Below are 24332 nucleotides of genomic sequence, written 5' to 3'. Positions count from 1 at the left end.
AGTCTTCTCCTTGTTATGACAGGTGCGCGCTGTCAGTTGCCGCAGCAGTTGATCTTGACCGTCAGGCTGTAGGCGGCCGTGTGGGTCAGCATGCCGTCGGTTGCGGAGAGGGTGTAGGTATACGTGCCCGGATAGGTAGGGTTCGCGTTCTTGTCGGGATTGCGCGTGCCGCAGCCGAGGTTCGAGAGGCCGAGGACGCCGAGCATCAGCAGGGCCGCCAGCAGGCGCGGCGCCATGCCCCTGCGTCGGCCGCGCAGGAAGATGGCGCCCGCGCTGAGCAGGGAGATGAGGATGAGGCATGGCTGCCACCTGGAATCGCCCGCGCCCACGCCGCCCGAATAGCCGATGACGGTGTACTGCGAGGTGGTGGTGATGTTGACCGGCAAGGTCGTGGCGGCGGTGAGGGCAAGGGTTGCGGGTGTGGGCGTGCAGGTCGAACCGCCGGCGCTGGTGGTGCAGCTGAGTGTGAGCGTGTTGGCGAAGCCGCCGAGCGGGGTGAGGATCACGTTCAACGAGATGCCGTCGCCCGCGATGACCGTGCCCGAGGTGGGCGAGGCGGTGATGGTGAAGTCGACTCCATTGCCGGTGAGCGCGACGGTGATGATGGGGTACTTCGTATCGTTGGTGTTTACGGTGAGCGTGCCGGCGCGCGCGCCGACGGCGGTGGGCGTGAAGATGACGGTGATGGTGCAGACGCCGAGGGCGGGCAGGGTTGCGCCGCAGGTGGTGGTGTAGGCGTAGTCGCCGGTGATGGCGATGCCGGTGAGGCTGATGGCGGCGGCGGTGTAATTTGTAACCGTGATGGTCTGCGGCGTGGAGGCGAAGCCGAGGTCGACGTTACCGAAGCCGAGTGCGGAGGCAGAGGCTTCCACGTCGGCCACGCCGCGTCCGCTCAAGGTGGAGGCAAGGGTGGGGTTGGCCGAGCTGGTCGATGTTACGGTGACCGTGCCGGTACGCGCGCCCAGCGCCGTCGGCGTGAAGACGACGGCGATCGTGCAGCTTGCATTGGCCGCGATGGCGCCGGTGCAGGTGGTCGAGGAGACGGCGAAGTCTCCCGTGGTCGAGACCTTGCCGATGGTCAGCGCGATGGCGCTGGTGTTGCTCCAGACGAAGGTCTGCGCGGCGGAGGTGGCGCCGACGATGGTGTTCGTATAGGTCGCGCTTGCCGGGGTCAGGGTGGCCGTGGTGGGCAGTCCGGTTCCGGTCAAGGTCGAGGTGAGCGTCGGATTCGCGGTGCTTGAGTTGGTCACCGTCAATGTGCCGGTAAGGGCGCCGCCGGAGAGTGGCGCGAAGACGACGGAGATGGTGCAACTTGCGCCGGCGGCAAGCGTCGTTCCGCAGGTTGTGGTCTCGCTGAAGTTGCCTGTGATGGCGATGGTCTTGATCGCGATGGAGATGGCGCTGGTGTTGGTCAGGGTGAAGGTCTTCGCGGCGGAAGTACCGCCGCCAGCGTAGATGCTGCCGAAGTCGGCGGTGGCGGGCGTAAGGGTCGCGGTGGTGTCGAGGCCCGTTGCGGTGAGGGTCGAGACCAGCGCGGGGTCTCCGGTGGAGGAGTTCGCGACGGTGAGCGTGCCGGTGCGGGAGCCTGTTGCCGTCGGCACGAAGTCGACCGTGATGGTGCAGGTGGCTGCGGCTGCGAGTGAGCCTCCGCAGGTGGTTGCGGTCTGGGCGTAGTCGCCGGTCAGGGCGATCTTGTTGACCGTGATTGCAACCGTGCTGGTATTTGTAACCGTGAAGGTCTGCGTGGCGGAGGTGCCGCCGATGTCGGTGGAGGCGAAGGTGGCTGTCGCCGGGGTGAGGGTCGCGGTGGTGGGCACGCCCGTGCCGTTGAGCGTGGAGACAAGGGTGGGGTTGCCGGTCGAGGAGTCGGTCACGGTCAGCGTGCCGGTGCGTGCGCCGGTCGCCGTCGGCGTGAAGACGACCGAGATGGCGCAGGTTCCGGAGGCTGCGATGGTTGCCGAGGCGCAGGTGTTGCCGGTGATGGAGAAGTCGCCGGTGATGGCCGTCGAGTTGACGGTCTCGCTAACCTGGCTGGTGTTGGTATAGGTGAATACGACCGCGGCGGAGGTAGCGCCGAGGTTTTCGCCGGGGAAGGTCGCGGTGGCCGGCGTGAGCGTTGCGGTCGTATCGAGGCCTGTGCCTGCGAGGGTTACGGTCAGCACGGGGTCGGAGGTGGAGTCGTTCGTGACGGTGAGGACCGCGCTGCGTGCGCCGATGGCCGTCGGCGTGAAGGTGACGGTGATGGTGCAGGTCGCGCCCTCGGCGAGCGAGGTGCAAGTGCTGGTCTGGCTGAAGTCGGCGGCGTTCGTGCCGCTGATGGCGATCTTCGTCACGTTGACGGTCGAGGCAAAGGTGGTCGTGTTGGCGACTGTAACCGTCTGCGTTACAGATGCGCCGATGTCGAGCGAGCCGAAGTTGATGGCCGTGGGCGAGACCGATGCGGTGGTCGGTACGGGCGGGATCTCGAAGGCGACGACGAAGCCGTCGTGCGGCGTGAGGCCTTCGGGCGTGGTGGAGCTGTTGGCGTCGACGGCGGCGAAGTCCGCGGTGAAGTGCGGCTGCGTGACGGCCGAGACATAGCTGGCGAGCGAGGCGCTGGCGGTGGAGCTGTCAGGGATGGTGGCGCTGGCGAGGATGTGCTCGATCGACTCCGCGTTGCCGCGTTCGATGTAGTTGTAGCGCGAGGTTGAGGCCACCTGCGTGACGAAGTCGGTGAGCGCCGCGGTGGTGCTGGTGGCCTGGTAAAGAGTGACGGCCGTGGCGGCGGCGGGCGAGCCGTCGATGACGCCGGTGACGTCGACATAGCCGTCGCTGAACTCGAACGCGTTGAGGTTGCCGGAGACGATGACGTTCTGACCGGCGGTCTGATAGCTCTGGACCAGAGCGCTGAGCGCGGAGGCTTGTGCGGCGCGGTGAGCGCGAACGTCGGGTCCCAGAGTCGCATCGCCGATGTTGTCGCGCGGGGTGAGGTGTACGTCGATGACGGTGACGGGATAGTTCTTGCCGACGCGTACGAACTCGGCCTTCAACACGAGCGGGGGCCGCTCCCACAGCGTGGCGGAGGCGCCGGAGGTTGTTGTGTAGGTATCGGTTGCGCCGACCTGTGTGACGCTGTCGGTGACGAGCGTGGTGGACTTGACGAGGAAGCCGAGGTTCAGGCTGTTGGGGTCGTTTCCCTGAATCAGCGATGGCACATAGGACGTGCCGCCGAGCGTGTTGACGGCGGATGCGAGGTCGGTGAGGGTCTGGAGATCCTGCACCTCCTGCAGCGCGAGGATGTCCGGATTGCCGAGCGAGCTGACGATGGCGTTCGCAGCCTTTGCGAGCCGCGCGGCGTAGGCCGCCGCGGTGACGGCGACCGAACCCGTGGTCGCGCCGGTGGTGCTGTAGAAGCGGTTCAGGTCCAGCGTGCCAACGTGGAAGTGGGTGGAGTCAGCCGTGGCGGAGGTGGTGCTTGCGATCGTGCCGCCGACGGTGCAGACGGAGGTGGGGAAGATGAGCAGGCGCGCGTAGCCGAGCGTGTAGTCGATGAGGCCGATGCCCGCGGTTGCGCCGACCTTGATGCCGGAGCCGACGGTGCAGGTGATGGTCTGGCCGACGGTGATATTGACGGCCGTGCCGCCAAAGGTGGTGGTGTCGATGAGGATGCGTTGCGGGTTGCCGGCCCATGTGGCGACGGTTGCGGGCGCGGTGCTCGGTTTGTACTCGTCGCCGGCGATGCCCGCGCTGCGGAAGAGATGGTTGTTCGTCGCGGTGTTGGAGCTGATGGTGGCCCAGAACTGGCCAGTGGAGGTCTCGGTCTCGGTGGATTCGGTGAGTGCGCCGGAGGTCGGCGCGACAGCGTAGAAGGTGGCCGTGGTGGTCATGCCGGTGTACTCGAGCGCGCCGCCGAAGGTGGAGAGGGTGTTGTTCAGCGAGATGGACTGCGTCATCGTGCCGCCGGTGGAGGTGACGGTGCAGGAGGTCGGCAGCAGGCCGGTGCCGGGCGTGTCCGCCGCGGTGATGTCGGCCGGGACCACGGTGTTCGAGAGCACCACGTCGCCGACGACGGTGATGGTCGCGCCGACGACGGCGCAGGCGGAGTTGATGCTGGCGACGTTGAATACGGGCATGCCTTCGGCGGTGGCGACGAGCGAGTCCCAGGAGGTGGAAGGCTCCGATATGTAGACGCTGCCCTTGAAGTCGCCCGAGCTCATGACGCCGACGACGATGCCCGAGACCGAGACCGGCGCGCCGTAGTGTGTGTAAAGGTAAGGCGAGTCGGGCAGGAAGTACTTGGTGTCCGTGGTCGTCGCGGAGGCCACCATGATGTCGTGGATTGAGACGCTGGTCTGCGCCAAGGCGGACGCGGGATGGAGCGCGGCCAGGGCGCTCAGCAGGAGCACGAAGAGAAGGCGCAAGGGTTGAAGCGGCAGTCGATAGTGGCACATGACAGAATCTGGACCTTCCGGAGAACGGGCGAAAAAAGGCGAAGTAAAGTCAGGCTCGCGGAGGCGTATCCCTCCGCGAGGCGCGACTGCGCATCCTTGCTGCTCGTTGCTAAAAGAGACGGGCGCCCAGGTCGTGTGGGTTACATTGCCCCTTTGTTTTCATCGCGCAGACTGGCTAAGGCATGCGTGGGCACGCGCCGGTCGAGCATGTACTCCCTTGGGGGCGCTCCCAGAACTCGCTTGAATAAAGTCGTGAAGGCCGCAGGATTCTCGTACCCGAGTTCCAACGCCGTGTGGGTGACCGATGCGCCCGAAGCGAGCAGAGGCAGAGCCTTCAGGATGCATGCCTGCTGCCGCCATGCGACGAAGCTGAGTCCGGTCTCACGGCGAAACAACCGGGTAAAGGTGCGTCGGCTTGCGTGCAACGCAGTGGCCCAGTCGTCGATGTTATCGGCCGCGGTGGGATGAAGCAGGAACCTGCGGCAGAGCCGGGCGAGCGCCTTGTCCGTGGGAAATGGCAGAGACAACGGCAACTCCGGGAGCCTCGCAATCTCGAACTGAATCAGTTGCATGAGCGCGCCGGAGCGACCCTCGCGAGCGTAACGAACAGGGAGTGCCACAGCCTCATGAATGAGGTTGCGCATGAGCGGCGAGATCGCCACGACCCGGCAACGCGACGGCATGTTCGCGGTGACGCTGGGCTCGAAGTAAAGGCTCTGCATCTCGACGACGCCCTGCATGCGCAGCTCGTGCCGCACGCCTGCGGGAATCCAAAGGCCGCGCATCGCAGGCACGGCCCATGCGCCTTGCGAAGTCGAAGCCGTCGCGATGCCGGTCAACGGACAGAAGAGCTGGCTTCGCCGATGACTGTGCGGCCGCACATGATGCAACGGAGGATATGTGCCGCCGAGCGCGAGCACAGGACGTGTCCGGTCGGCGAAGTATTTGTCGATGTCGAGGCTGAGGCGATGGCCCATTCGCATAGAAAGTTGTCCCGGCACAGGTGGTGGGCCGCATGGAAGAGATTGTATCTTCTGAGCTGAAACGAAATCGAGGAAGAGACATGAGCGAAGCAAGACGCGATCCATTGAAGATGCCCACCGTCTATCCGGTGCTGGGCGGAGCAAGCCTGAGCCATATGTTGAACGATATGTTGCAGTCCCTCTTCGTTGCGTCGTATCCGATCTTCAAGGGGAACTTCCATCTGACCTTTGGGCAGATCGGGATTCTGACCCTGGTCTTTCAGATCACGGCGTCGCTGCTGCAGCCGCTTGTGGGCGTCTATACCGACCGTCATCCGCAGCCCTATTCGCTGCCCTTCGGAATGGGGATCTCCATGTGCGGTCTGCTCGCGCTGGCGTTCGCGCCGAACTTCGGGATGTTGCTTGTGGGCGGAGCGCTGCTGGGTGTCGGCTCTTCCATTTTTCACCCGGAGTCTTCGCGTCTTGCGCGCATGGCTTCGGGCGGCGCCCATGGCCTGGCGCAGTCCGTGTTCCAGGTGGGAGGCAACTTCGGCTCGGCGCTCGGGCCGCTCTTGATTGCCTTCGTCGTCCTGCCGCGTGGGCAAAAGACGCTCGCATGGTTTTCGCTTGCGGCGCTCTTCGCCATCATCCTGCTGACGGGCCTTGGGCATTGGTATAAGCATCACGGCGCCACCCTGCAAAAGAAGCATGCGGTCAAGGCCACGTCGCCGCTTAGCCGGAGACAGGTTGGCGTCGCCCTGTCGGTGCTCATCCTGCTTACGCTCTCGAAGTATTTTTACCTTGCCAGCATCACGAGCTACTACGTCTTCTACCTGATGCAGCACTTCCATTCGACGCAGAAGGATGCTCAGCTTTATCTCTCGTTATTTCTTGCAGCGGTCGCGGTGGGCACGGTCGTCGGTGGGCCGGTGGGCGATCGGATCGGCCGCAAGAAGGTGATCTGGGTTTCTATTCTGGGCGTGCTGCCGCTGACGCTTCTGTTGCCGTATGTCGCTCTGCCCTTGACGATCGCGCTTAGCATCGTGATCGGGCTTGTGATCGCTTCGGCGTTCTCGGCGATCATTGTGTACGCGCAGGAGTTGATGCCCGGCCGAGTCGGCATGGTCTCGGGGTTGTTCTTCGGGCTTGCCTTCGGGCTGGGCGGACTGGGCGCGGCCGTGCTGGGTTCACTCGCCGATCACACCAGCATCGCCTTCGTCTACAAGGTGTGCTCGTTCCTGCCCGCGCTTGGTTTGCTCACGGGTCTGCTGCCCGAGACGAGCAGCCCGCACAACGATGGAGAGACTGTGACGAGCCCGCCGGCGGAGGCGATCAACCTGTTGAACATCGAGGAAGAGACTGCCTGATGCAGGCCATGTGCGGGCAGGCTTATGCAGTTGCAGGAGAGAGATCGGATGTCGAACGCTGGCTTATCAAGCCTCTGGATACGAAGCCCAGCGTGGGTAAAGGATGAGGCGATTGCCTGCACGATGCGTGTATGTCGGGCGATCGCGACGGTGGAGCCATCGATGCGAAAGCTACGCGTCCATCGATGGCGCACCGCCGTCATGGGTTGCATATCGGAGAGCAGCAACGCGTTTGTTTACGCTGTATACGGGCCGAAGCTCGCGACGACACGGTCGCTCTCGTCCTGGTTGGAAAGAACATGAATGCGAAAGGTGGATCCGCCGGCATCCACACGGACGACGACATGTCCGTCGCGCGAGCGGAGGTCGTCCGTCTTCTTGTTCGCTATCCGGTTCTCTTCCTTGACGAGAGTGGCGAAGACATCTCGATTCTCTGGGTAGATCGCCTTTGAGAACATCGTTGCAAGTGTGTTGACCGTCGGGTGCGCAGAGTCCCACGAGGGTATGACGAAGACCTGCGGGTGCAGCGCGCGAACGAACTCGGCGCCGTCGGCATTGAAGTATCCATGATGATTGGCGACGGCTACCGAGACCGGGCCACAGATCTTCGCGACTGGTGTTTCGATGTCTCGCCAGGGGTCGCGTCCATAATTGGTGTCGAAGGGAAGATCCCCGCCCGTGTAATAGCCGAAGCGTCCATAGCGCAGGCGGATCGCCGAGGAACAGCAGTTCTCGGAGGGATAGTCGACAGGTTTAAGAGAAGAGATATCGGGGAATCGATGAACCGTTTTTTCATCGACCCCTGTCCAAACCTCGCCGTTCGCGGCGAGATTGCGAATCTCGAACGAGGGATACGCCGCTGCATCGCGGTCCAGGGGAAACTGATCGCGAACGCCCACCCGGAATCGTTCGACCCTCGCACCAGCTTTCTGTTTTGCCTTTAGAAAGTCTCGATAATTCTTTTGATAGTCGAGGTCGGCGGGCGCGGGGTACGTGAAGTCGGGCCATGCGCGGTCCACAAAACGGCGGATAGGAACGATGGCCGCGACGTCCGATATCCCCGTCAGGACATACCCCTCGAAAGCTGTGGTCGGATGTGGCGGAATCGCTCCGAGATGATCGGGATGCAGATGGGTCAGGTTGAAGACGTCGATGCCCTTCAATCCCGCGACGCCCAGTCTGCGTTGCACATAGCGGCCTATCCACTCTCCCGGCCGGTGTTCGCCGGTTGGGCGTGTAGGGCTGAGATAGGGAGTTTCGCCATACAGGGCGCCGGCATCCACGAGCATGGTGGTGCCATCGGGCAAGATGAAGAAGGTCGAGTTGCCTCGATTCGTAGCGATATGGTGGATCTCGAGGATGCCCGGTGTCCACGGCTCAAGCTGGCCGGAAGCAGGTTGTTCATTCGCCAGCATGAGCCGCGGCGAAGCGCCGATGGCGCTCCAGGCCAGGGCGCCGAGGGTGTTGCCGATAAACATCCTTCGCTGCATCGTGAGGGCTCCCGGGTCTTTCGCAAGTCGACTTAGAAACGAGACGGAATGAGCGGTAAACCTCATTCTACTCTTCTCCGTTCTTCGACCCGGGCTTCTCACGGAAGCAGCGAATCATCCTGTCCACGGGCTGAAGGTTCGACGTTCGACCTCCCGCTTCAGGAGGCCTTGCCCGCATGGAGGCGCAGCAGCACCACGCCATGGGCGGGCACCGTCGCAGTGTATACGTCTCCGGCGATGGTGATCGGGGTATGCAGCCAAAGGTCGCGCGCGGCGACGCTGCCGGTCAAGCCCAGCGCTGCGAGTTGCACTCCGAACGGCGCCGGCGCCGGTCCCCGGTTGAACAGTCCGACCGCGACATCTCCGTTGGCGAGTTGCTTCGACCACGTCTCCCGATCGCCCGACCGTGCAAGCAGAGTAGCCTGCCGCCCGGCGGGGTCCTGGTCCACCGCGATGACCTCCTTGTTCAACAGAATGCCCCGCGTGGCCCCGTCCATCTGGGTCACATCGTTGCCTGCGAGCAACGGCGCCGCCAGCATGGCCCAGAGGCTGAAGTGAGTCCTGTACTCGCCGGTGGACATATGTCCGTTCCCGACCTCGAGCATGTCGGGGTCGTTCCAATGTCCGGGCCCGGCGAAGGGCGCGAGCCTGCTTTGCGCGAAGCCGATCGAGGACATGCTGGTCCAGGAGTCGTGGATGTCCTCGGTGGTCCGCCACAGCGTCGCGCCGACGCGCGGTCCCCACGTCCAGACGTTGTCCTCGCCATACTGGCAGAGGCTGAAGAGGATGGGGCGGCCGGTGTGCGCGAGCGCGTCGCCCATCTTCTGGTAGACGGCATGCATCTCGGCGGGCTGGTAGATCTTTCTGGCGCTGCACCAGTCGTACTTCAGGTAGTCGATGCCCCAGGCGGCGTAGGTGCGGGCATCCTGCTCCTCGTGCCCCAGGCTGCCAGGGTAGCCCGCGCAGGTCAGCGGTCCGGGGGAGGAGTAGATGCCGAGCTTCAGGCCGCGCCCATGCACATAGTCGGCCAGCGCTTTCATGTCCGGAAACTTGCGATTGGCGGTGATGTTGCCCTGTGCGTCGCGCGGTCCCTCCCAGGTGTCGTCGATGTTCAGGTAGGTGTAGCCGGCGTCCCGCATGCCGTTGGTCGCCATGGCGTCGGCGATGCGCCGGATGGTCGGATCGTCGATCTTCTCTTCGAAGTTGTTCCAACTGTTCCAGCCCATCGGCGGCGTGGGCGCGGCGCCGGTGGCGGCCACGGGATGCAGCTCGGGATAGGGCAGCTTACGGGGCAACGGCTCGGTGGATAGCCAGGTGGCGATGCGGGGCTGGTCCGCCTGCCGGCCAAGCGCCAGATGCAGGTGCAGCTCCGGTCCCTGCTTGCCGCCGGTCCGGTCGCCTTCGACGAGCAACTGTCCTGCCTCGCCGAAGAGCTGAAAGTGGCTTCCCGCCAGCCGTGACGACGCGATGGGGAGGTATCCCCAGGGGTAGGAGACGTGGCCGGTAAGACCTGCCTCGGCCGGATGCAGCTCCAGATAGATATGGTAGTTGCTGCCGTCGTCGAGCGTATGGTCGACGATATCCCAAGCCCCCGCAAGTTCGCTGCCCGGAGCGGAGGCAAAGACCGACGACGGCAGCGGCGCGCAGCCGAGAAGGCAGGTGGAGGCGCAGAGGAGTGAAGCTCTTCGTAGCAACCGCAAAAAGTGGCGGGTGTCGAGCATGGCAGACGTTCCTCACGGCTGGGTGAGCCGGTTACAGTGGAAGAACAAGCGACAGCTAAGGGCTACTACGGTGCTCTCTCCGCGCCGCCACGGACAAGGAGACTGTCCGTGGCGGCGGTCGAGAGGATGAGCGTCTCCGGCGGTTAGAAGGAGATGGAGCCGCCCACCGTGATGATGCGTGTGCCGCTGAAGGCGGAGGGAACGCTGAAGTTGGCGTTGTCCAGAAACGGGCCGGTGATGGGGTAGTTCGCGTTCGCAGGGTTGGTTGCACTGACAATTTGGCTTGGGATCAGGGAGCCGCTGAAGACGTTCCCTCCCACGGTGAAGTAGTTGGGGTGATTGGCGGCGTTGAGGATGTCCGTCCAAAGCTGCATCCGGACCCTGGGGTTGATCTGGATGTTCTTGCGCAGGCTGGCGTCGAAGTTGATCGACCGTGGGCTGCGCGCGTTGGCGAGGTGAGCGGGGGCGTTGCCGTACGCCGGGTTGTCGCGCGAGCCGGGAGCCTGGAAGGCGTTGATGTTGAGGAAGCCGTTGCCGTACTGCGCATCCGCCTTCAGGCCGAGTTTGTTGTTGCTCCAGTGGGGATTGATCAGTGGAACGCCGGGAATGATGTTGGGCCGCAGGTGATTGTAGAGCTGAGTGGCTCCGCAGGCTCCCAACTGTTGACTGGTGCAGTTGTTGACTGGGACGGAGCTGTTCAGGGGAAGCTGGGAGAGGAAGAAGCCGTTGTTGCCCTCGCCTACGTCGGGGGCAAGTCCGGACTGCGCGGAGAAGTAGCCCGAGGTGTTGAAGCCGCCGAAGATCATGTTGAGAATCCCCCGGTTGAGGAGGCTATGGCCCTTGCCGATGGGAAAGTTATAGCTGTAGCCCGCGGTGAGGCGTGCTGGTTGGTCGAACGACGATACGCCGTAGTCGCCCTGCCCCGGCGCGTATGCATTCTGCGGATAGGTGAGACCGAAGTTATCGATTGCGACGCCGTCGGGTGTTGGCGTGGAGTTGGTGTCGAGCGACTTAGACCAGGTGAAGCCTCCGAGCAACGTGAGATCCTTGGTTGCCTGCCGTTTCACGGTGAGGTAAAGGCCGTGGTAGTTCGAGGAGGCGGTCCGGTTGTAGGTCCGGTAGATGGGGTTGTTGTAGAACTGCAGATAGGGTGACTGATGCTGCAGCGCGGTCTCGGGACCCTGCTGGCCGTAATCGACGGTGACCTGGCAGGAGAAGCAGAAGTGCTGCTGCTGCAATGCCAGCAGCGACGCCTGGCTCGGCAGGTTAGCCCCCATTGCGGGCGCGTAGAGGTGAATGGCCCGCTGACCGATGTAGTTCGCTTCCACGACGGTCGCCTTGCTGAGCAGGAACTGGACGCCGGCGTTCCAGATCTCGACATACGGGACGTTGTTGTTCTGGTCGACATAGGGCAGCAGCGCGTTGGTCGCCCAGTTGAACTGCGGATTCTGGTTGGTGATGGCGCCGACGCGCGTGACCGGAGCGATCGGGTTGGTGATGTAGCTGAGCGCGGGGTAACAGGTCGAGCTCGACGGACTGCATGGGTTGTTGGCGCCGCCTGTGCTGCCCTGCAGGACCACCTGGGCGGAAGGCGTGAAGGCGGGATCGATGCTGTTGCCGACGCCGGTCAGCGGCGCGTGGATCAGGGCGAATCCGCTCTTCAGCACAATCCAGGGCTTAGGCGAAAAAGCGACGCCGAAGCGCGGTTCGAAGCCCTTGTAGTTGACCGGGAAGATGGTCGTGCCCAGTCCGTTGGTGCCGGAGAAGGCGACGCCGCCCGACACGGTCGCGCTGCTGAACTGACCGTTCGCCATGGTGGGATGACCGGTGACGTCGGGCAGGAAGGTGCCTTGCAGGTTGTTCTTCTCCTTGCGCGGATACTCCAGGTTGTAGCGCAGGCCGTAGTTGACGGTGAGGGTCGGAAGCGCCTTCCAGGAGTCCTCGATGAAGCCGGCGATGTACTTCCAGCGGTAGTAGAAGGGCTGGACGCCCGCCGTCGTGAACGAATTGATGAGGCCCAGGTCGAACGATGCGATGGAGTTGCCGGTGGTCGTCGCGCCGGTGGTGCTGGCCGCCGTATCCTGATTCGAAAAGAGATAGGTGCCGCCGTAGGTGTTCGATCCGTCGGTACGGTTGAGTTGGAGAGCGCGGAACTCCGCGCCGAATTTTATCTGGTGACGGCCGAGGATGATCGTGGTCGTGTTGCCGGTGCCGTAGGCCTCGTCGAGTGAACGTCCTCCGTCCTGGAAGCTGCCGCCGCCGCCGACCGCGTTGCCATCGGAGAAGGTGAGTGCCGGGAAGCCGATGCCGGCGGTTGCGGGTGCGAGACCGAACTGGGGTCCGTTATCTGCGTTAAGGTCGACCGGCGGGGGAACACGATAGCGATTGCCCCGGATATAGCTGAAGCGCGTCTCGTTCACGATGTGCCCTCCGAAGAGGTGGATGTAGTTCAACGCCCAGTTGCGTGAAGTGATGGTGTCCGTGACGATGTTGTTGAGCGGGTTGGAGGGTCCAAGGTAGCCGTAACGGACGCCGCTGACCGGAACCGTGCTGTAGCGGGCGAAGATGTGATCGTTGTTGCCGAAGGTGTGGTCGACGCGAATGGAGTAGCGATCGTCGTGATTGACGACGCCGCGCGCGGCATAGGAGTTCGTGCCGTCCGTCCGATAGGTGCCCAGCGCGTTGTCGAAGTTGATGTACTTACCGGAGTTGGAGGGAGTGGGATAGTGAGCCTTCAGGAACTGCGCCAGCGAATTGTGCGCGACCTGGGCGCTCACGTCGATGTTCGGAATCGGCGTGGGGGTCACCCCGACCCGGTTGCCGGTGGGGAAGCCGTTGGCGTCGAGATTCCACAGATAGTAGGCGGGATTGAGCGGTACGGTCTGTCCGGCCTGCGCGCCGGTCCCGGCCTTGATCGAGGCGTTGACCGCCGATTGGTAGTTGCCTTGTACGAGCGCGGTCGTATTCAAATTGTCGTAGCTGATGAAGCCGTCCCCATTTCCGGCACCGGGGCCGTTGCCGTTTGGGCCGGTCGTGGGATTGAAGAACTGGCCGTTGAGCTCGTCCGGAGCCAGAACGCGGGCGCGCGAGAAGATCACCGAACGGCCGCGCAGAGGCTCGTACGTGAAGAGGAAATAGGTGTCCTTGAGCTTCTTCCACTTGGGAAAGCCGACCGGGCCGCTGATCACGCCGCCGTAGAGAGTCTGGTGAAGGTCGGAGGGCTGGTTGCTTCCGGTGCGGTAGGCCTGGCCGAAGCCGGGGTCGTAGTGCCGATACTCGAAGGTGCCGTGGTACTGGGCGCCGCCGGCCTGGCTGGCCTGGTTGATGATGCCGCCGGCGGTGCGTCCAAACTCTGCCTGCATGGCGGCCATCTGCGCGCTGATGCCCTTGATGGAGAACGGGGTAAAGCTGATGCCGGCGCGAGGGTAGCCGGACTGGGTAATGTCGAATCCGTCGATCAGTTGCGAGACCAGGCCGGGGCGGCTGCCGCCCATCGAGAGCGAGGCGCCGGGCGTGGCCGGGTTGGTGTAGATGCCGGGCAGCTCGGACATGACGCCGTTCGAATACACGGGATCGCCGACGACGCCGGGGATGAGAGTGACGAGCCCGAGCGAGCTATGGTCGGGCAGCGGAATGCTCTCGATCAGCTCCTTCGACACGCTGTTGCTGACGGCGGAGTTGTCGCGCTCGACCAGGTCGGCGCTGCTGTAGACGGTGATCGAGACGTCGTTCGAGCCGGGATGAAGGGTGAAGTCCTGCGTGACGTCCGATCCGGCGTCGATGTTGATGCCGGTGGAGGTCTGGGATTCGAAGCTGGGCGCCAGGATCGTGATGCTGTAGCTGCCCGCATCGAGACCGGGAAAGCTGTAGACGCCGGCGCGGGTCGTGCGCGTCTTGAGCGTGCGTTTCGTATCGGTCTGAACCGCCGTGACCACCGCGTTGTAGATCGGCAGGTGGTGCGGGTCGAGGACGGTGCCTTCGAGCGTACCGGTGCTGCTCTGCCCGTAAGCCACGGGCAGATACGCGAAGAGCGCGAAGAGGAGGATCAGGAGCGAGATCGAGAGAGTCGAAAACTTGAACTTCGGAGACTGGAGCTTCATGGAAGGCCACCCGGAAGAGAATGTACTGCTGTCAGATTCGGTTTGGAACCGCGAAAACGTGGTTCGAAAATCCGTCCTACTCTCGGGCGCAGAAAAGTTCTTCGCAAGGCAATTTACCGTCGCTTACTGTAAAGGTCTGAAGAGTCAGAATGAGTGCCGCACCCACAATAGCCGATCTGCTCGGTTCCAGTCTCGCCTTGAAAAGGCGCCGGATCAGCGTCCCAGGCGGGCGAAAGCGGAGAAAGGGAGACGGCGGGCTGCGTCCTTTTTCGGTGGCGGTCCTTGCACAAGGTTGAGGACGCGTCTTTACTCATTGCGTAAACCTTTTCGAATGTGTGAGTTTACGGTATGAGCAAGGAAAATTGCTTGCGCCGGATCGATGCGGGCAACAGAATCGGAGAGTTGTCAGTATGGGGATCGAAGTGGAGAGGGCAGGTAAGCCGATGGATCGTCGCTCGATATTGAAACATGTGGTGGGGGTGGGTGCGCTGGCGGGTCCGGGAATAGCGGCCTATGCGGCGGCTTATAAAGAAGACGCGGAGCCCGAGGCCGAGTCGCTGAACCCCCGCAGCTTTGGCGCGAAGGGCGACGGTAAGACAAAGGATACGGCCGCGATTCAGAGGGCGATCGACACCTGCTCGAAGCGAGGCGGAGGAGTGGTGTACGTCTCGCCGGGAACGTACCTTACCGGGTCGATCTGGATCAAGAGCAACGTGAACCTGCATCTCTCCGCCGGCGCCACGCTGCTGGGCAGCCCGGACATCGAAGACTATAAGGCTCCCGCCGAGATGCAGAAGCCCGTAACCTGGGTGACGATCCGGCATCTGATCCTCGCGTTCAAGGAGACCAACGTCGCGCTCACGGGGCGGGGCACGGTCGACGGTTCGAACCACATGTATCTCGCGAAGTCGAAGAACCCGCCGGTGAAGCCCGAGGACCGGTGGCATGCCAGCAGCTCCGCCGAGACCGAGCGCGTGCAACGCATCTCGCCCATGGTCGAGATCGCGATGTGTACCAACGTGTTGATCGAAGGAGTGACGCTGCAGAACTCCGTCGGCTGGACGCTGCGTCCGCAGGGTTGCTACCACGTCGTCATCCGGGGCGTGAAGGTGCGCAACGCGATGAATACGCAGAATACGGACGGCATCGACCCGACCTCCTGCGAGAATGTCATGATCTCGGACTGCGACGTCGATACGGGCGACGACGCGCTCTGCATCAAGAGCGACAATGTCTGGGGCGAGAACCGTATCTGCCGCAACGTCACGGTGACGAACTGCGTTCTGGCCTCGGCCTGCAACGGCTTCAAGATCGGCTCGGAGGGCTACTTCGGCTTCCAGAACATCACCTTCTCGAACTCGGTCGTCTACAGCAAGCCGGGCCGTCGCGACGACGAGCGGACCATTTCGGCGATCAACATCCTCATGCCGGACGGCGGCTGGATCGAAGGCGTCACCGTCTCGAACATCACCATCCGCGACGCGCGCATCGCGATCTTCATCCGGTTGCAGAACATCATCGGCCACAAGGACGCGGTGATGAAGTCGTGGCTGCGCTCGGTGATGATCTCGAACGTCCAGGCCTTCGGCCAGATCGTGACCTCCCAGATCACGGGCATCCCCGACCATCCGGCCGAGGACATCACCCTGCGCAACATCCGCCTCCAGACCGATGAGGCAGGCCAGGCGGCATGGGCCAACAACATCGTGCCGGAGCGCGAACATGGCTACGCCGAGGGCACGCTCTTCGGCCGCTTCCCATCCTTCGGCCTCTACTGTCGTCACGTCAACGGACTCAACCTGAGCGACATCGACCTGGTCTCGACGAAGAGCGATCCCCGCCCGATGATCCACTTCGACGACGTGAACGCGCTCTCGCTCCGCAACGTGACCGGCACGCCGCCCTCCACGGGCGCGGAGACGATCCTGATGCGCGACGTCACGGATGCGGCCATCACAGGCAACTATCCCACCGCGAAGAACAACGTCTTCGTCCGCGTGCAGGGCGAGAAGAGCGCGGAGATCTCCTTCTTCGGCAACGACCTGCATCGCGCCAAGACGCCCGTGGCGCTGGATGCGAATGTGCCCGCCGGCGCGGTCAGGGTGGATGGGCAATCGTTCCATCCCGCCTGAACTCGAACCCTCCCATACCGCTCGTCATCCTGAACGAAGTGAAGTGAACAAACGAAAACGAAATACAGAGATCCTTCGCTTCTCCCAGGATGACGGAAGCGGGGGCGGTTTCAGGAGCACAAGAAGGAGCACCGCATGATCGACCGCCGCAACATGTTGAAGTACGTCGCTGGATCGGGCGCTCTCGCCGCCGCATCCGCCTTCGGGCAGTCTCCTGTCGCTTCGGGCGACGACGTGAAGGCTGTCGGTGAGGTGCTGAACCCGCGTTCCTTCGGCGCGAAGGGCGATGGCAAGACCAAGGACAAGGCTGCGATTCAGAAGGCCATCGACGAGTGCTCGAAGCGCGGCGGCGGCATCGTGTACCTCTCGCCGGGCGTGTATGTTACCGGGACGATCCTGCTGAAGAACAACGTCAACCTGCATCTGGAAGCCGGCGCGACGATCCTCGGCAGCCCTGATCCCGCTGATTACACCGCGCCCGAGGAGATGCAGAAGATCATCACCTGGGCGGTCGCGCGGCATCTGATCATCGGCTACAAGCAGACGAACATTGCGCTGACGGGCCGCGGCACGGTCGACGGGCGCAGCCAGACGTTCATGGCGCCTACGAAGAATCCGCCGCCAAAGCCAGACGACATCTGGTGGCGCACCGCCTCGAATACGGACCGCACGACGCGCATCTCGCCGATGGTGATGATCGTCATGTGCCACGACGTTCTCGTCGAGGGCCTGACGCTGCAGAATGCCGTGGGCTGGACCATGCGTCCTCAGGGCTGCAACCGTGTCGTCATCCGTGGGGTGAAGGTCCGGAATCCGGGAAACTTTCAGAACACCGACGGCATCGATCCAACCTCGTGCGAGGACGTAATGATCTCGGACTGCGACATCGATACGGGCGACGACGCGCTTTGCATCAAAACGGATAACCCCTACGGCGACAACAAGACCTGCCGGAATGTAACCGTGACGAACTGCATTATCTCGTCCGCGTGCAGCGCGTTCAAGATCGGCTCGGAGGGGTATCACCACTTCGAAAACATTACCTTCTCCAACTCCGTCATCTATAGCCCGGAGCAGCGGCGCGACGACTACCGCATCATCGAGGGCATCAACATCCTCATGCCTGACGGCGGCTCCATCGAGGGCGTCACCATCTCGAACATCACCATGCGGAACGCGCGCGTCCCTATCTGGATTCGACTCCAGCGCAACGTCGGACACGAGGTGAAGCCGATGAAGGCGTGGCTGAAGTCGGTCATGATCTCCGATGTCCAGGCCTTTGGCGCGCACATCTCCTGTTCGATCATGGGTATTCCCGGCTATCCCATGGAGGACATCACGCTGCGCAACATTCGCATCCAGACCGATGAGCCCGGCGAAGCGAAGTGGCTGGACAACGTGCCGCAGGAACGCGAGACGGGGTATCCCGAAGCGCCGCTCTTCGGACGTATGCCGGCCTTCGGCTTCTATGTGCGACACGCGAAGAATCTGCACATGAGCGAGATCGATCTTGTCTCCACCAGGAACGATCCGCGCCGCATGATCCAGTGCGAGGATGTAGACGGCCTGTCGCTGCGCACCATCACGGGCACTCCGCCTTCGCAGGGTGCGGAGTCCATTCTGCTGAAGAACGTCACCGATGTGAGTATCAGCGGGAACTATCCGACCGGCAGGAATCATTTGTTCGTGAAGGTGCAAGGGGAGAAGTGCGCGGAGATCGCTCTCTTCGCCAACGACCTGCACCGCGCAAAGACCCCGTTGCAGGTGAGCGCCGAAGTGCCGGCGGGCGCCATCTACGTCGACGGACAACCGTTTACGGCGCGTCACTAGAACAGATTACGCGATGGTCCCAAGCAAGAACAGACAACGGCAAGAGCCAATACGGGGGTCCTTCGCTACGCTCAGGATGACGAGCATCTTAGGTGGGTGCTCCAGACCTAAAGGCAATGCGCTCTAGTGCTTGTCATCCCTTCGCGCAGCGGAGGATCTGCTTGGCCTTTGCTGTTGCTTGTTCTTACCTCCAAAGAAGGAGATGCCCGCCGATGCTGTTCGCATCGACGGGCATTTGTCTGCGGTCCGCAAAGCTCCGCTACTTCACCTTGAGCTCGGCTTCGAGCGGAAGGCTCTGCGAGGAGCCGCCCGCATGAATGACATACCTGCCCGGCGTCAGGCTCCAGCCATTCTTTGCCGCATCGAAGACGGAGAGCAGCATCGGGTCGACCATGATCTCGACCTCCTGGCTCTGCTTCGGCGCGAGCTTCACGCGCCGCCACCCGATCAGCCTCCTGGGCGGTTCGCCTGTGCCGTCGGGCAGCGTGGCGTAGACCTCGGCGATCTCGGTCGCGGCGACGTTGCCGGTGTTCGTCAGCGTGAAGCTCACATGCAGCTTGTCGGACATGGCCGTCTTCAAACCGGAGTAGGCAAAGCTGCTGTACGAGAGACCGTGGCCGAAGGCGAAGAGTGGATGCTTGCCTTCGGCGTCGTACCACTTGTAGCCGACCTTCAGGCCCTCGGTGTAGTGAACCTCGGGCGCGCCCTTGGGCGTGTCGAAGAGCTTTGCATGCGGCAGATCGGCCTCGGCAGCCGGGAAGCTGATCGCGAGCTTGCCCGAAGGCGACACCGCGCCGGTCAGCAGGTTGGCGATGGCCTGCGCGCCGTGGATGCCAGGGTACCATGCCTCGAGCACCGCAGGGACTTTGCCAAGCCACGGCATCGTGACCGGGTCGCCGGTCTCGAGCACGACGACCGTGTGCGGATTCGCCGTGGCAACCGCTGCAATGAGCGCGTCCTGCCGGTCCGGCAGCGAGAGGTCGACCAGGTCGCGGTCCTCGCGCGAGTACTGCGTGGCGAAGACGATGGCGACATCGACGGTCTTTGCCAGCTCGGCGGCCTTCGCCGGGTCGTCGCCGGAGTCGAAGCGGATCGTCGTGTCCGGCATCCTCGCCTGCAGCTCCTTCAAGGGCGAAGAGCGGAGGTATGTGATGGCGCGGTCGCCGGTCGCGGGGATGGCGTTGCCTCCGGGACCATCGACGCGGGACGAGCCGCCGCCGGTCAGCACGCCCACATCCGCATGGCCGCCGACCAGCAGGATCGTGCGCGCCTTCGCCGTGAGCGGAAGCTGCGCATGGTCGTTCTTCAGCAGCACCGCGCCCTCCTCGGCGATCCTCTGCGCGGTCGCCATGCCCGCCTCGATATCCGAGACCTGCGTCGTGGGCTTGCGATCGAAGAGACCCGCCGCGAACTCCGCGCGCAGGATGCGGCTGACCATGTCGTCCAACCGCGCCTGCGAGACCTCGCCATGCAGCACGGCCTGCTTCAGCGGCTCGCCGAACCACTTGTTGCCAGGCATCTGCATGTCGAGTCCCGCGTTCGCGGCCTTCACGGCGGTGTGCGTCGCGCCCCAGTCGGAGATGACGAAGCCCTTGAAGCCGAGGTCGCGCTTCAGCACATCGCGCAACAGCTCGGGGCTCTCGCAGGCATAGTCGCCGTTGTACTTGTTGTAGGCGCACATGACGGAGTCGACGCCCGAGCTCTTGATGCCGATCTCGAAGGCGAGCATGTCCGTCTCGCGCAGCGTGCGGCGGTCCATCACGACGTTCAGCGTTGTCCGGTCCGTCTCCTGGTCGTTGACGGCGAAGTGTTTGATGTCGCCGATGACCCCTTGCGACTGCACGCCGCGTCCGGCCTGGCCGACGAGCGTGCCGGCGAGCACGGGGTCTTCGCCGAGATACTCGAAGTTGCGGCCGTTGCGCGGGTCGCGCGCGATGTTGGTTCCTCCGGCAAGCGACATGTTGAAGCCGGCGTCCTTCAACTCGCGACCCAGCAGCGCGCCTTTTTCGAAGCTCAGGTCGTTGTCCCAGGCCGAGGCTTCGCACAGCGCCGAGGGCAGTGGCGTCGAGTAGCGCGCCGACCACGCGCCCTTGGTGACGCCGACCGCCGCATCCGCAATCTGCAGCGCCGGAATGCCCAGCCGCGGAATGTCCGGCACGTAGCCCACCGCGCCGCTCGCGATCTTCGCATGACCCGCCGGCGCGACGGCGGTACCGTGATCCACATCGTCGAGCCCGTGGACGACGGCGATCTTCTCGTCGAGCGTCATCTGGGGCAGCAGCAGCGCGGTGCGGGCCTCGGGCGTCAGGCTGGAGTTCATCCATGCTTGAGAAGACAGGGGCTTCTCCTGCGCCGGCAGCAACGACGATCCAAGCAGGCCAAAGGCCAGAATGGCGCCGGGAGACAGGGGCTTGTGCTTCGCGTTCCGTTTCATCAATGCGTCAACCTTCCAGCGAGGATAATTCCTGCGGCTCACTCTGGTGTAGCAGAGCGGCGGCGTCTAGAAGAAGGAAAGGCGCGCGGTCTTTATTCCGCTTACCGTAAAGCACGGGTGCGGCGCAGGTTCACAGCGTCTTCGGGCAGCCGGGCGTCGAGCGCGGGTTACTGTAATAAGCCCGCCGCTTCCTTCCCGCGCGCGTGGCGCTCTTGTAGTCTGCACTTGGATACGGAGAAAGCCGAACGATGCGGGCAAGCAGACGAGAGTTCATCAAGACCGCCGTGGCGGCGGGTGCGGGGCTGGCGGCGCCGGTGGCGATGGCCGAAGGTTGGACCGGTGCGGCAGGCGCGCCTGCGGAGCCCGTCTCGCACGCCGCGACCGGGACGCGCGGCATTGGCGTCTACCCCGGCGCCGCGGCTGAGTACGCCGGTCCGTCGCTGATCCCCGCCGGCACGGCGTACCGGAATCTGGCGCTACACCGTCCGGCCTATCACTCCAGCAGCTATGACCTGAACCTGACGGCGCAGCTTGTGACCGACGGCCTCCATGCGACGGCGCCGCCCGAGTGGACGGCGGTCTCGGTCGATGGCCGCGTCCTCGAAATGGACGAGCGCGAGGTCCTCTTCGACCACTTTCTCGCCACGTCGCTGCTTCTTCCGGGCCTGCAACACGCGATCGAACTGCATCTCGGCGGCGGAGCGGACGCGCCGCAGGTGGATCGCTTGCGTGCCTTCGTGACCGTGCCCGACGGGGTCAAGCTCACGGCGCTGAGCTTTCGTCTCTGGAGCTCGGCCGACGGACACGACTGGCAGGCAGCCGGCGCCATCGGCGCTCCGGCGCCGCATGTGCCGCCGAGATACGGACCGGACTTTGCCCGTGGCGCGCATCCGCTATGGCTGGAGTTCGCTCTGCCCAAACCGTTGCGCGCAAGGTTTTACCGGCTGGAGCTGGAGTGCGCTCCGGGGACGCCGGTGCAGTGGCGGGTGGCGCAGATGGAGCTGTACGAAGGCCAGAGGCAGGTGGAGCTGGGCGGACCCTACCGGTTCACCAGCGCCTGGAAGAGCGCCGGACTCGGGACGGAGTGGATCTCGATCGACCTGGGCGTCGCATGCACCTTCGACCGGGTCGTGCTGCACTGGATCGCCCCCCCGGCCGAGGGCCGGTTGCAGGTCTCGGACGACGGGGAGATGTGGCGCGACCTGCAGGCGCTGCCCGTGGCCGCCTTGCCCGCCACTGCCCAGCCGGACGAGATACGGCTGACGCATCCGGCGCTCGCCCGCTACATCCGGGCTCTGTTGACGCAGCCGGCGACCGCGGAAGGCTATGTGCTCAGCGAGTTCGAGGTCTTTGGTCGCGGCGGTCTGCGCGCGTCTCCGCAAGCCGCCTCTTCGATGGACCGCGACGGCAGGCTCGCGCTCTCGGGCGGCGGGTGGCGGCTACAGCGGGCCGAAGCCGGAATGCCCGGCGGCGAGGCGCTCTCTCGCGTCGGCCGCGACCCGAGCGCCGGCGTCGTCGCGACCGTACCGGGCACGGTGCTGACCTCGTACCTCAACGCCGGCGCGATCCCCGACCCGAACTTCGGCCACAACCAGCTCTACATCTCCGATTCGTACTTCTACGCCGACTTCTGGTACACGACGGAGTTCCATGCGCCCCAAACCCAAACCCAGCCCCAGCCCGGCGAGCGCCTCTGGCTGGAGTTCGCAGGCGTCAACTGGCGTGCCGAGGTCTGGCTCAATGGCGAGCGGCTGGGCCGGATCGAGGGCGGCTTTCAGCGTGGACGCTTCGACATCACCGGCAGATTTCTCCCCGGCGCCCCGAACGCGCTGGCCGTGAAGGTCCAAAAGAACGCCACGCCGGGAAGCGCGCGGGTCAAGTCCTACGAGGATGTCGGCAAGAACGGCGGCGCCCTCGGCCTCGACAACCCGACCTACCACGCGTCGGCCGGATGGGACTGGATTCCGACGATCCGGGGAAGAAACACCGGCATCTGGGGCGAGGTCGCTGTCGCGGTCACGGGCGATGTGACGCTGAACGATCCGCTGGTCTCGACCGTGCTGGCCGACGGCGGGCAAGCATCGGTTGCAATCTCCGTCGACGTGTTCAACCACGGCCATACGGCGCATCAGGGCGTGGTGCGCGGAAGATTTGGCGATCTGCCGGTTCAACAAACGGTCTCTCTCGAAGCTGGAGCGTCCCATCGCGTCCAGTTCGATCTGAAGCTGGAGCATCCCAAACTCTGGCAGCCCGCCGGCTACGGCGAGCCGCATCTGTATACAGTGGAGCTGCGCTTCGAGCAGTCTGGGCGAAAATCAGGGCCCGCTTTGCGCTTTCAGGCCGGCGTGCGGCAGATCACCTACAGCGAAGAGGGCGGCGCGCTGCGGATCTACGTGAACGGCCGGCGGCTCGTTCCCAAGGGCGGCAACTGGGGCTTCAGCGAGTCGATGCTGCGCTACCGCGCGCGCGAGTACGACGCGGCGGTGCGCTATCACCGCGAGATGAACTTCAACATCGTGCGCAACTGGGTCGGACAGATCGGCGACGATGCCTTCTACGAGGCCTGCGACCGCCACGGTCTGCTCGTGTGGCAGGACTTCTGGCTCGCCAATACCAGCGACGGCCCCGAACCCTCGGACGACGCGCTCTTCCTCGCCAACGCACGCGATGTCGTCCGGCGCATCCGTCGCCATGCCTGCGTGGGACTCTACTGCGGGCGCAACGAGGGCTATCCGCCGCCGACGCTCGAGCACGGGCTTCGCAGCCTGCTGGCCGAGCTCCATCCGGATATCCACTACATCCCCAGTTCGGCCGATGGCGTCGTCAGCGGACGCGGGCCCTATCATGCGCTCTCGCCCGAGAGCTACTTCCGCGGCGAAGACACGAAGTTCCACAGCGAGATCGGCGCGCCGGCCATCCCGTCCTATGACAGCGTGCAGGCGATGATGTCGGCCTCGTCCCTCTGGCCTCAGGGGCTGGACTGGGGTATCCATGACCTCTGCCTGCACGGCGCGCAGGGCGGACAGGCCTTTCTCGCCCTGATCGAAAGCGCCTACGGCGGCGCGAGCGGCGCAAAGGAGTGGGTCGAGCTGGCGCAGTTCGTCAACTACGACACCTATCGCGCGATGTTCGAGGCGCAGGGCCGGCATCGGATGGGCGTGCTGCTTTGGATGAGCCATCCCTGCTGGCCGTCGTTCGTCTGGCAGACCTACGACTACTATCTGGAGCCGACCTCGGCGTACTTCGGCTGCAGGAAAGCCGCCGAACCGCTGCACATCCAATGGAATCCGGCGACCGAGCAGGTGGAGGTGGTGAATGCGAGCGCCGGCGCCCACCGGGGCCTCGCCGCGCGGGCCGAGATCCTCGACCCGCATGGAATCAGCCTGGGGATGCAGGAGGCGACGCTCGACTCCGCCGAAGACAGCGTCGCCACGCCGATCGCGCTGCGCTACCCGAAGGATTCGCCCGAGGTTCACGTGCTTCGGCTGACGTTGCGGCAGGGCGGCTCGGAGCTCTCGACGAACACCTATCTGCGCGGTCGCGAGGCGGGGAACTATCGCGCGATCCGGGCCTGGGGGCGGTCGCGGGTCACGGAAAGCACGACCATGCAACGCGACGGCGATGCCTGGCGGTTGACCTCCACGCTGCGCAATACCTCCCAGTGGCCCTCGCTCATGGTGCGGGTGAAGGTGGTGCGGGAGAGGTCGGGCGACCGGATTCTGCCGGCAATCTATAGCGACAACTACCTGACGCTGATGCCGGGCGAGAGCCGCACGGTGGGCTGCGAGGTCGCGCATGCCGATACGCGCGGCGAGAGGCCGAGGGTGGTGGTCGAGTGGTTTCGTTAGGGCGTTACACAGGCCGCG

Annotated in this window: 10 protein-coding genes; 4 read left to right on the top strand and 6 right to left on the bottom strand. The window is 64.2% G+C overall.

Features of this window, described 5'->3' with window-relative positions; all coding sequences use genetic code 11:
- Positions 1 to 32 precede the first annotated feature (32 nt).
- Positions 33 to 4400: a choice-of-anchor D domain-containing protein gene (locus CHB87_RS18485; RefSeq protein WP_176441854.1), complete on the bottom strand. Its 4368-nt coding sequence runs from the start codon at positions 4398 to 4400 to the stop codon at positions 33 to 35.
- Between the two features lie 170 nt (positions 4401 to 4570).
- Entirely contained in the window at positions 4571 to 5407 is an 837-nt protein-coding gene (locus CHB87_RS18480; protein WP_245818082.1) for an AraC family transcriptional regulator, read from the bottom strand.
- Between the two features lie 86 nt (positions 5408 to 5493).
- Between CHB87_RS18480 and CHB87_RS18475 the strand changes: the two genes are divergently transcribed.
- Positions 5494 to 6759, top strand: a complete 1266-nt coding sequence (locus CHB87_RS18475; protein WP_176441853.1) for an MFS transporter — start codon at positions 5494 to 5496, stop codon at positions 6757 to 6759.
- Between the two features lie 236 nt (positions 6760 to 6995).
- Here CHB87_RS18475 and CHB87_RS18470 read toward each other — a convergent pair whose 3' ends face one another.
- The 3 genes from CHB87_RS18470 to CHB87_RS18460 form a co-directional block, all read right to left on the bottom strand.
- Entirely contained in the window at positions 6996 to 8249 is a 1254-nt protein-coding gene (locus CHB87_RS18470; protein ID WP_142988425.1) for a ComEC/Rec2 family competence protein, read from the bottom strand.
- Positions 8250 to 8407: 158 nt separating this feature from the next.
- Positions 8408 to 9970 carry a glycoside hydrolase family 27 protein gene (locus tag CHB87_RS18465; protein WP_089409928.1) on the bottom strand — a complete coding sequence of 521 codons (1563 nt, stop codon included), beginning with the start codon at positions 9968 to 9970 and terminating at the stop codon, positions 8408 to 8410.
- Between the two features lie 143 nt (positions 9971 to 10113).
- Positions 10114 to 14070: a carboxypeptidase-like regulatory domain-containing protein gene (locus CHB87_RS18460; protein WP_089409927.1), complete on the bottom strand. Its 3957-nt coding sequence runs from the start codon at positions 14068 to 14070 to the stop codon at positions 10114 to 10116.
- Between the two features lie 443 nt (positions 14071 to 14513).
- Here CHB87_RS18460 and CHB87_RS18455 point away from each other — a divergent pair, with 443 nt between their 5' ends.
- Together CHB87_RS18455 and CHB87_RS18450 are read left to right on the top strand one after the other, a co-directional pair.
- A complete protein-coding gene (locus CHB87_RS18455; protein WP_217897073.1) occupies positions 14514 to 16202 on the top strand; it encodes a glycoside hydrolase family 28 protein in 1689 nt (562 codons plus the stop codon).
- Positions 16203 to 16337: 135 nt separating this feature from the next.
- On the top strand, positions 16338 to 18032 hold the full coding sequence (locus tag CHB87_RS18450) for a glycoside hydrolase family 28 protein (protein WP_089409925.1): 1695 nt from the start codon (positions 16338 to 16340) through the stop codon (positions 18030 to 18032).
- A gap of 259 nt (positions 18033 to 18291) precedes the next feature.
- Here the strand turns inward: CHB87_RS18450 and CHB87_RS18445 are convergent, their stop codons facing one another.
- Positions 18292 to 20466, bottom strand: coding sequence for a beta-glucosidase family protein (locus CHB87_RS18445; RefSeq protein ID WP_089409924.1), 2175 nt, complete (start codon positions 20464 to 20466; stop codon positions 18292 to 18294).
- Between the two features lie 248 nt (positions 20467 to 20714).
- On the opposite strand from CHB87_RS18445, the gene CHB87_RS18440 reads away from it, so the two are divergent.
- Entirely contained in the window at positions 20715 to 24314 is a 3600-nt protein-coding gene (locus CHB87_RS18440; protein WP_089409923.1) for a glycosyl hydrolase 2 galactose-binding domain-containing protein, read from the top strand.
- The last annotated feature ends 18 nt before the right edge of the window (positions 24315 to 24332 follow it).

Source organism: Granulicella rosea (assembly GCF_900188085.1).
Classification (GTDB): Bacteria; Acidobacteriota; Terriglobia; order Terriglobales; family Acidobacteriaceae; genus Edaphobacter; species Edaphobacter rosea.
This window is presented reverse-complemented; position numbering and strand designations above follow the sequence as displayed.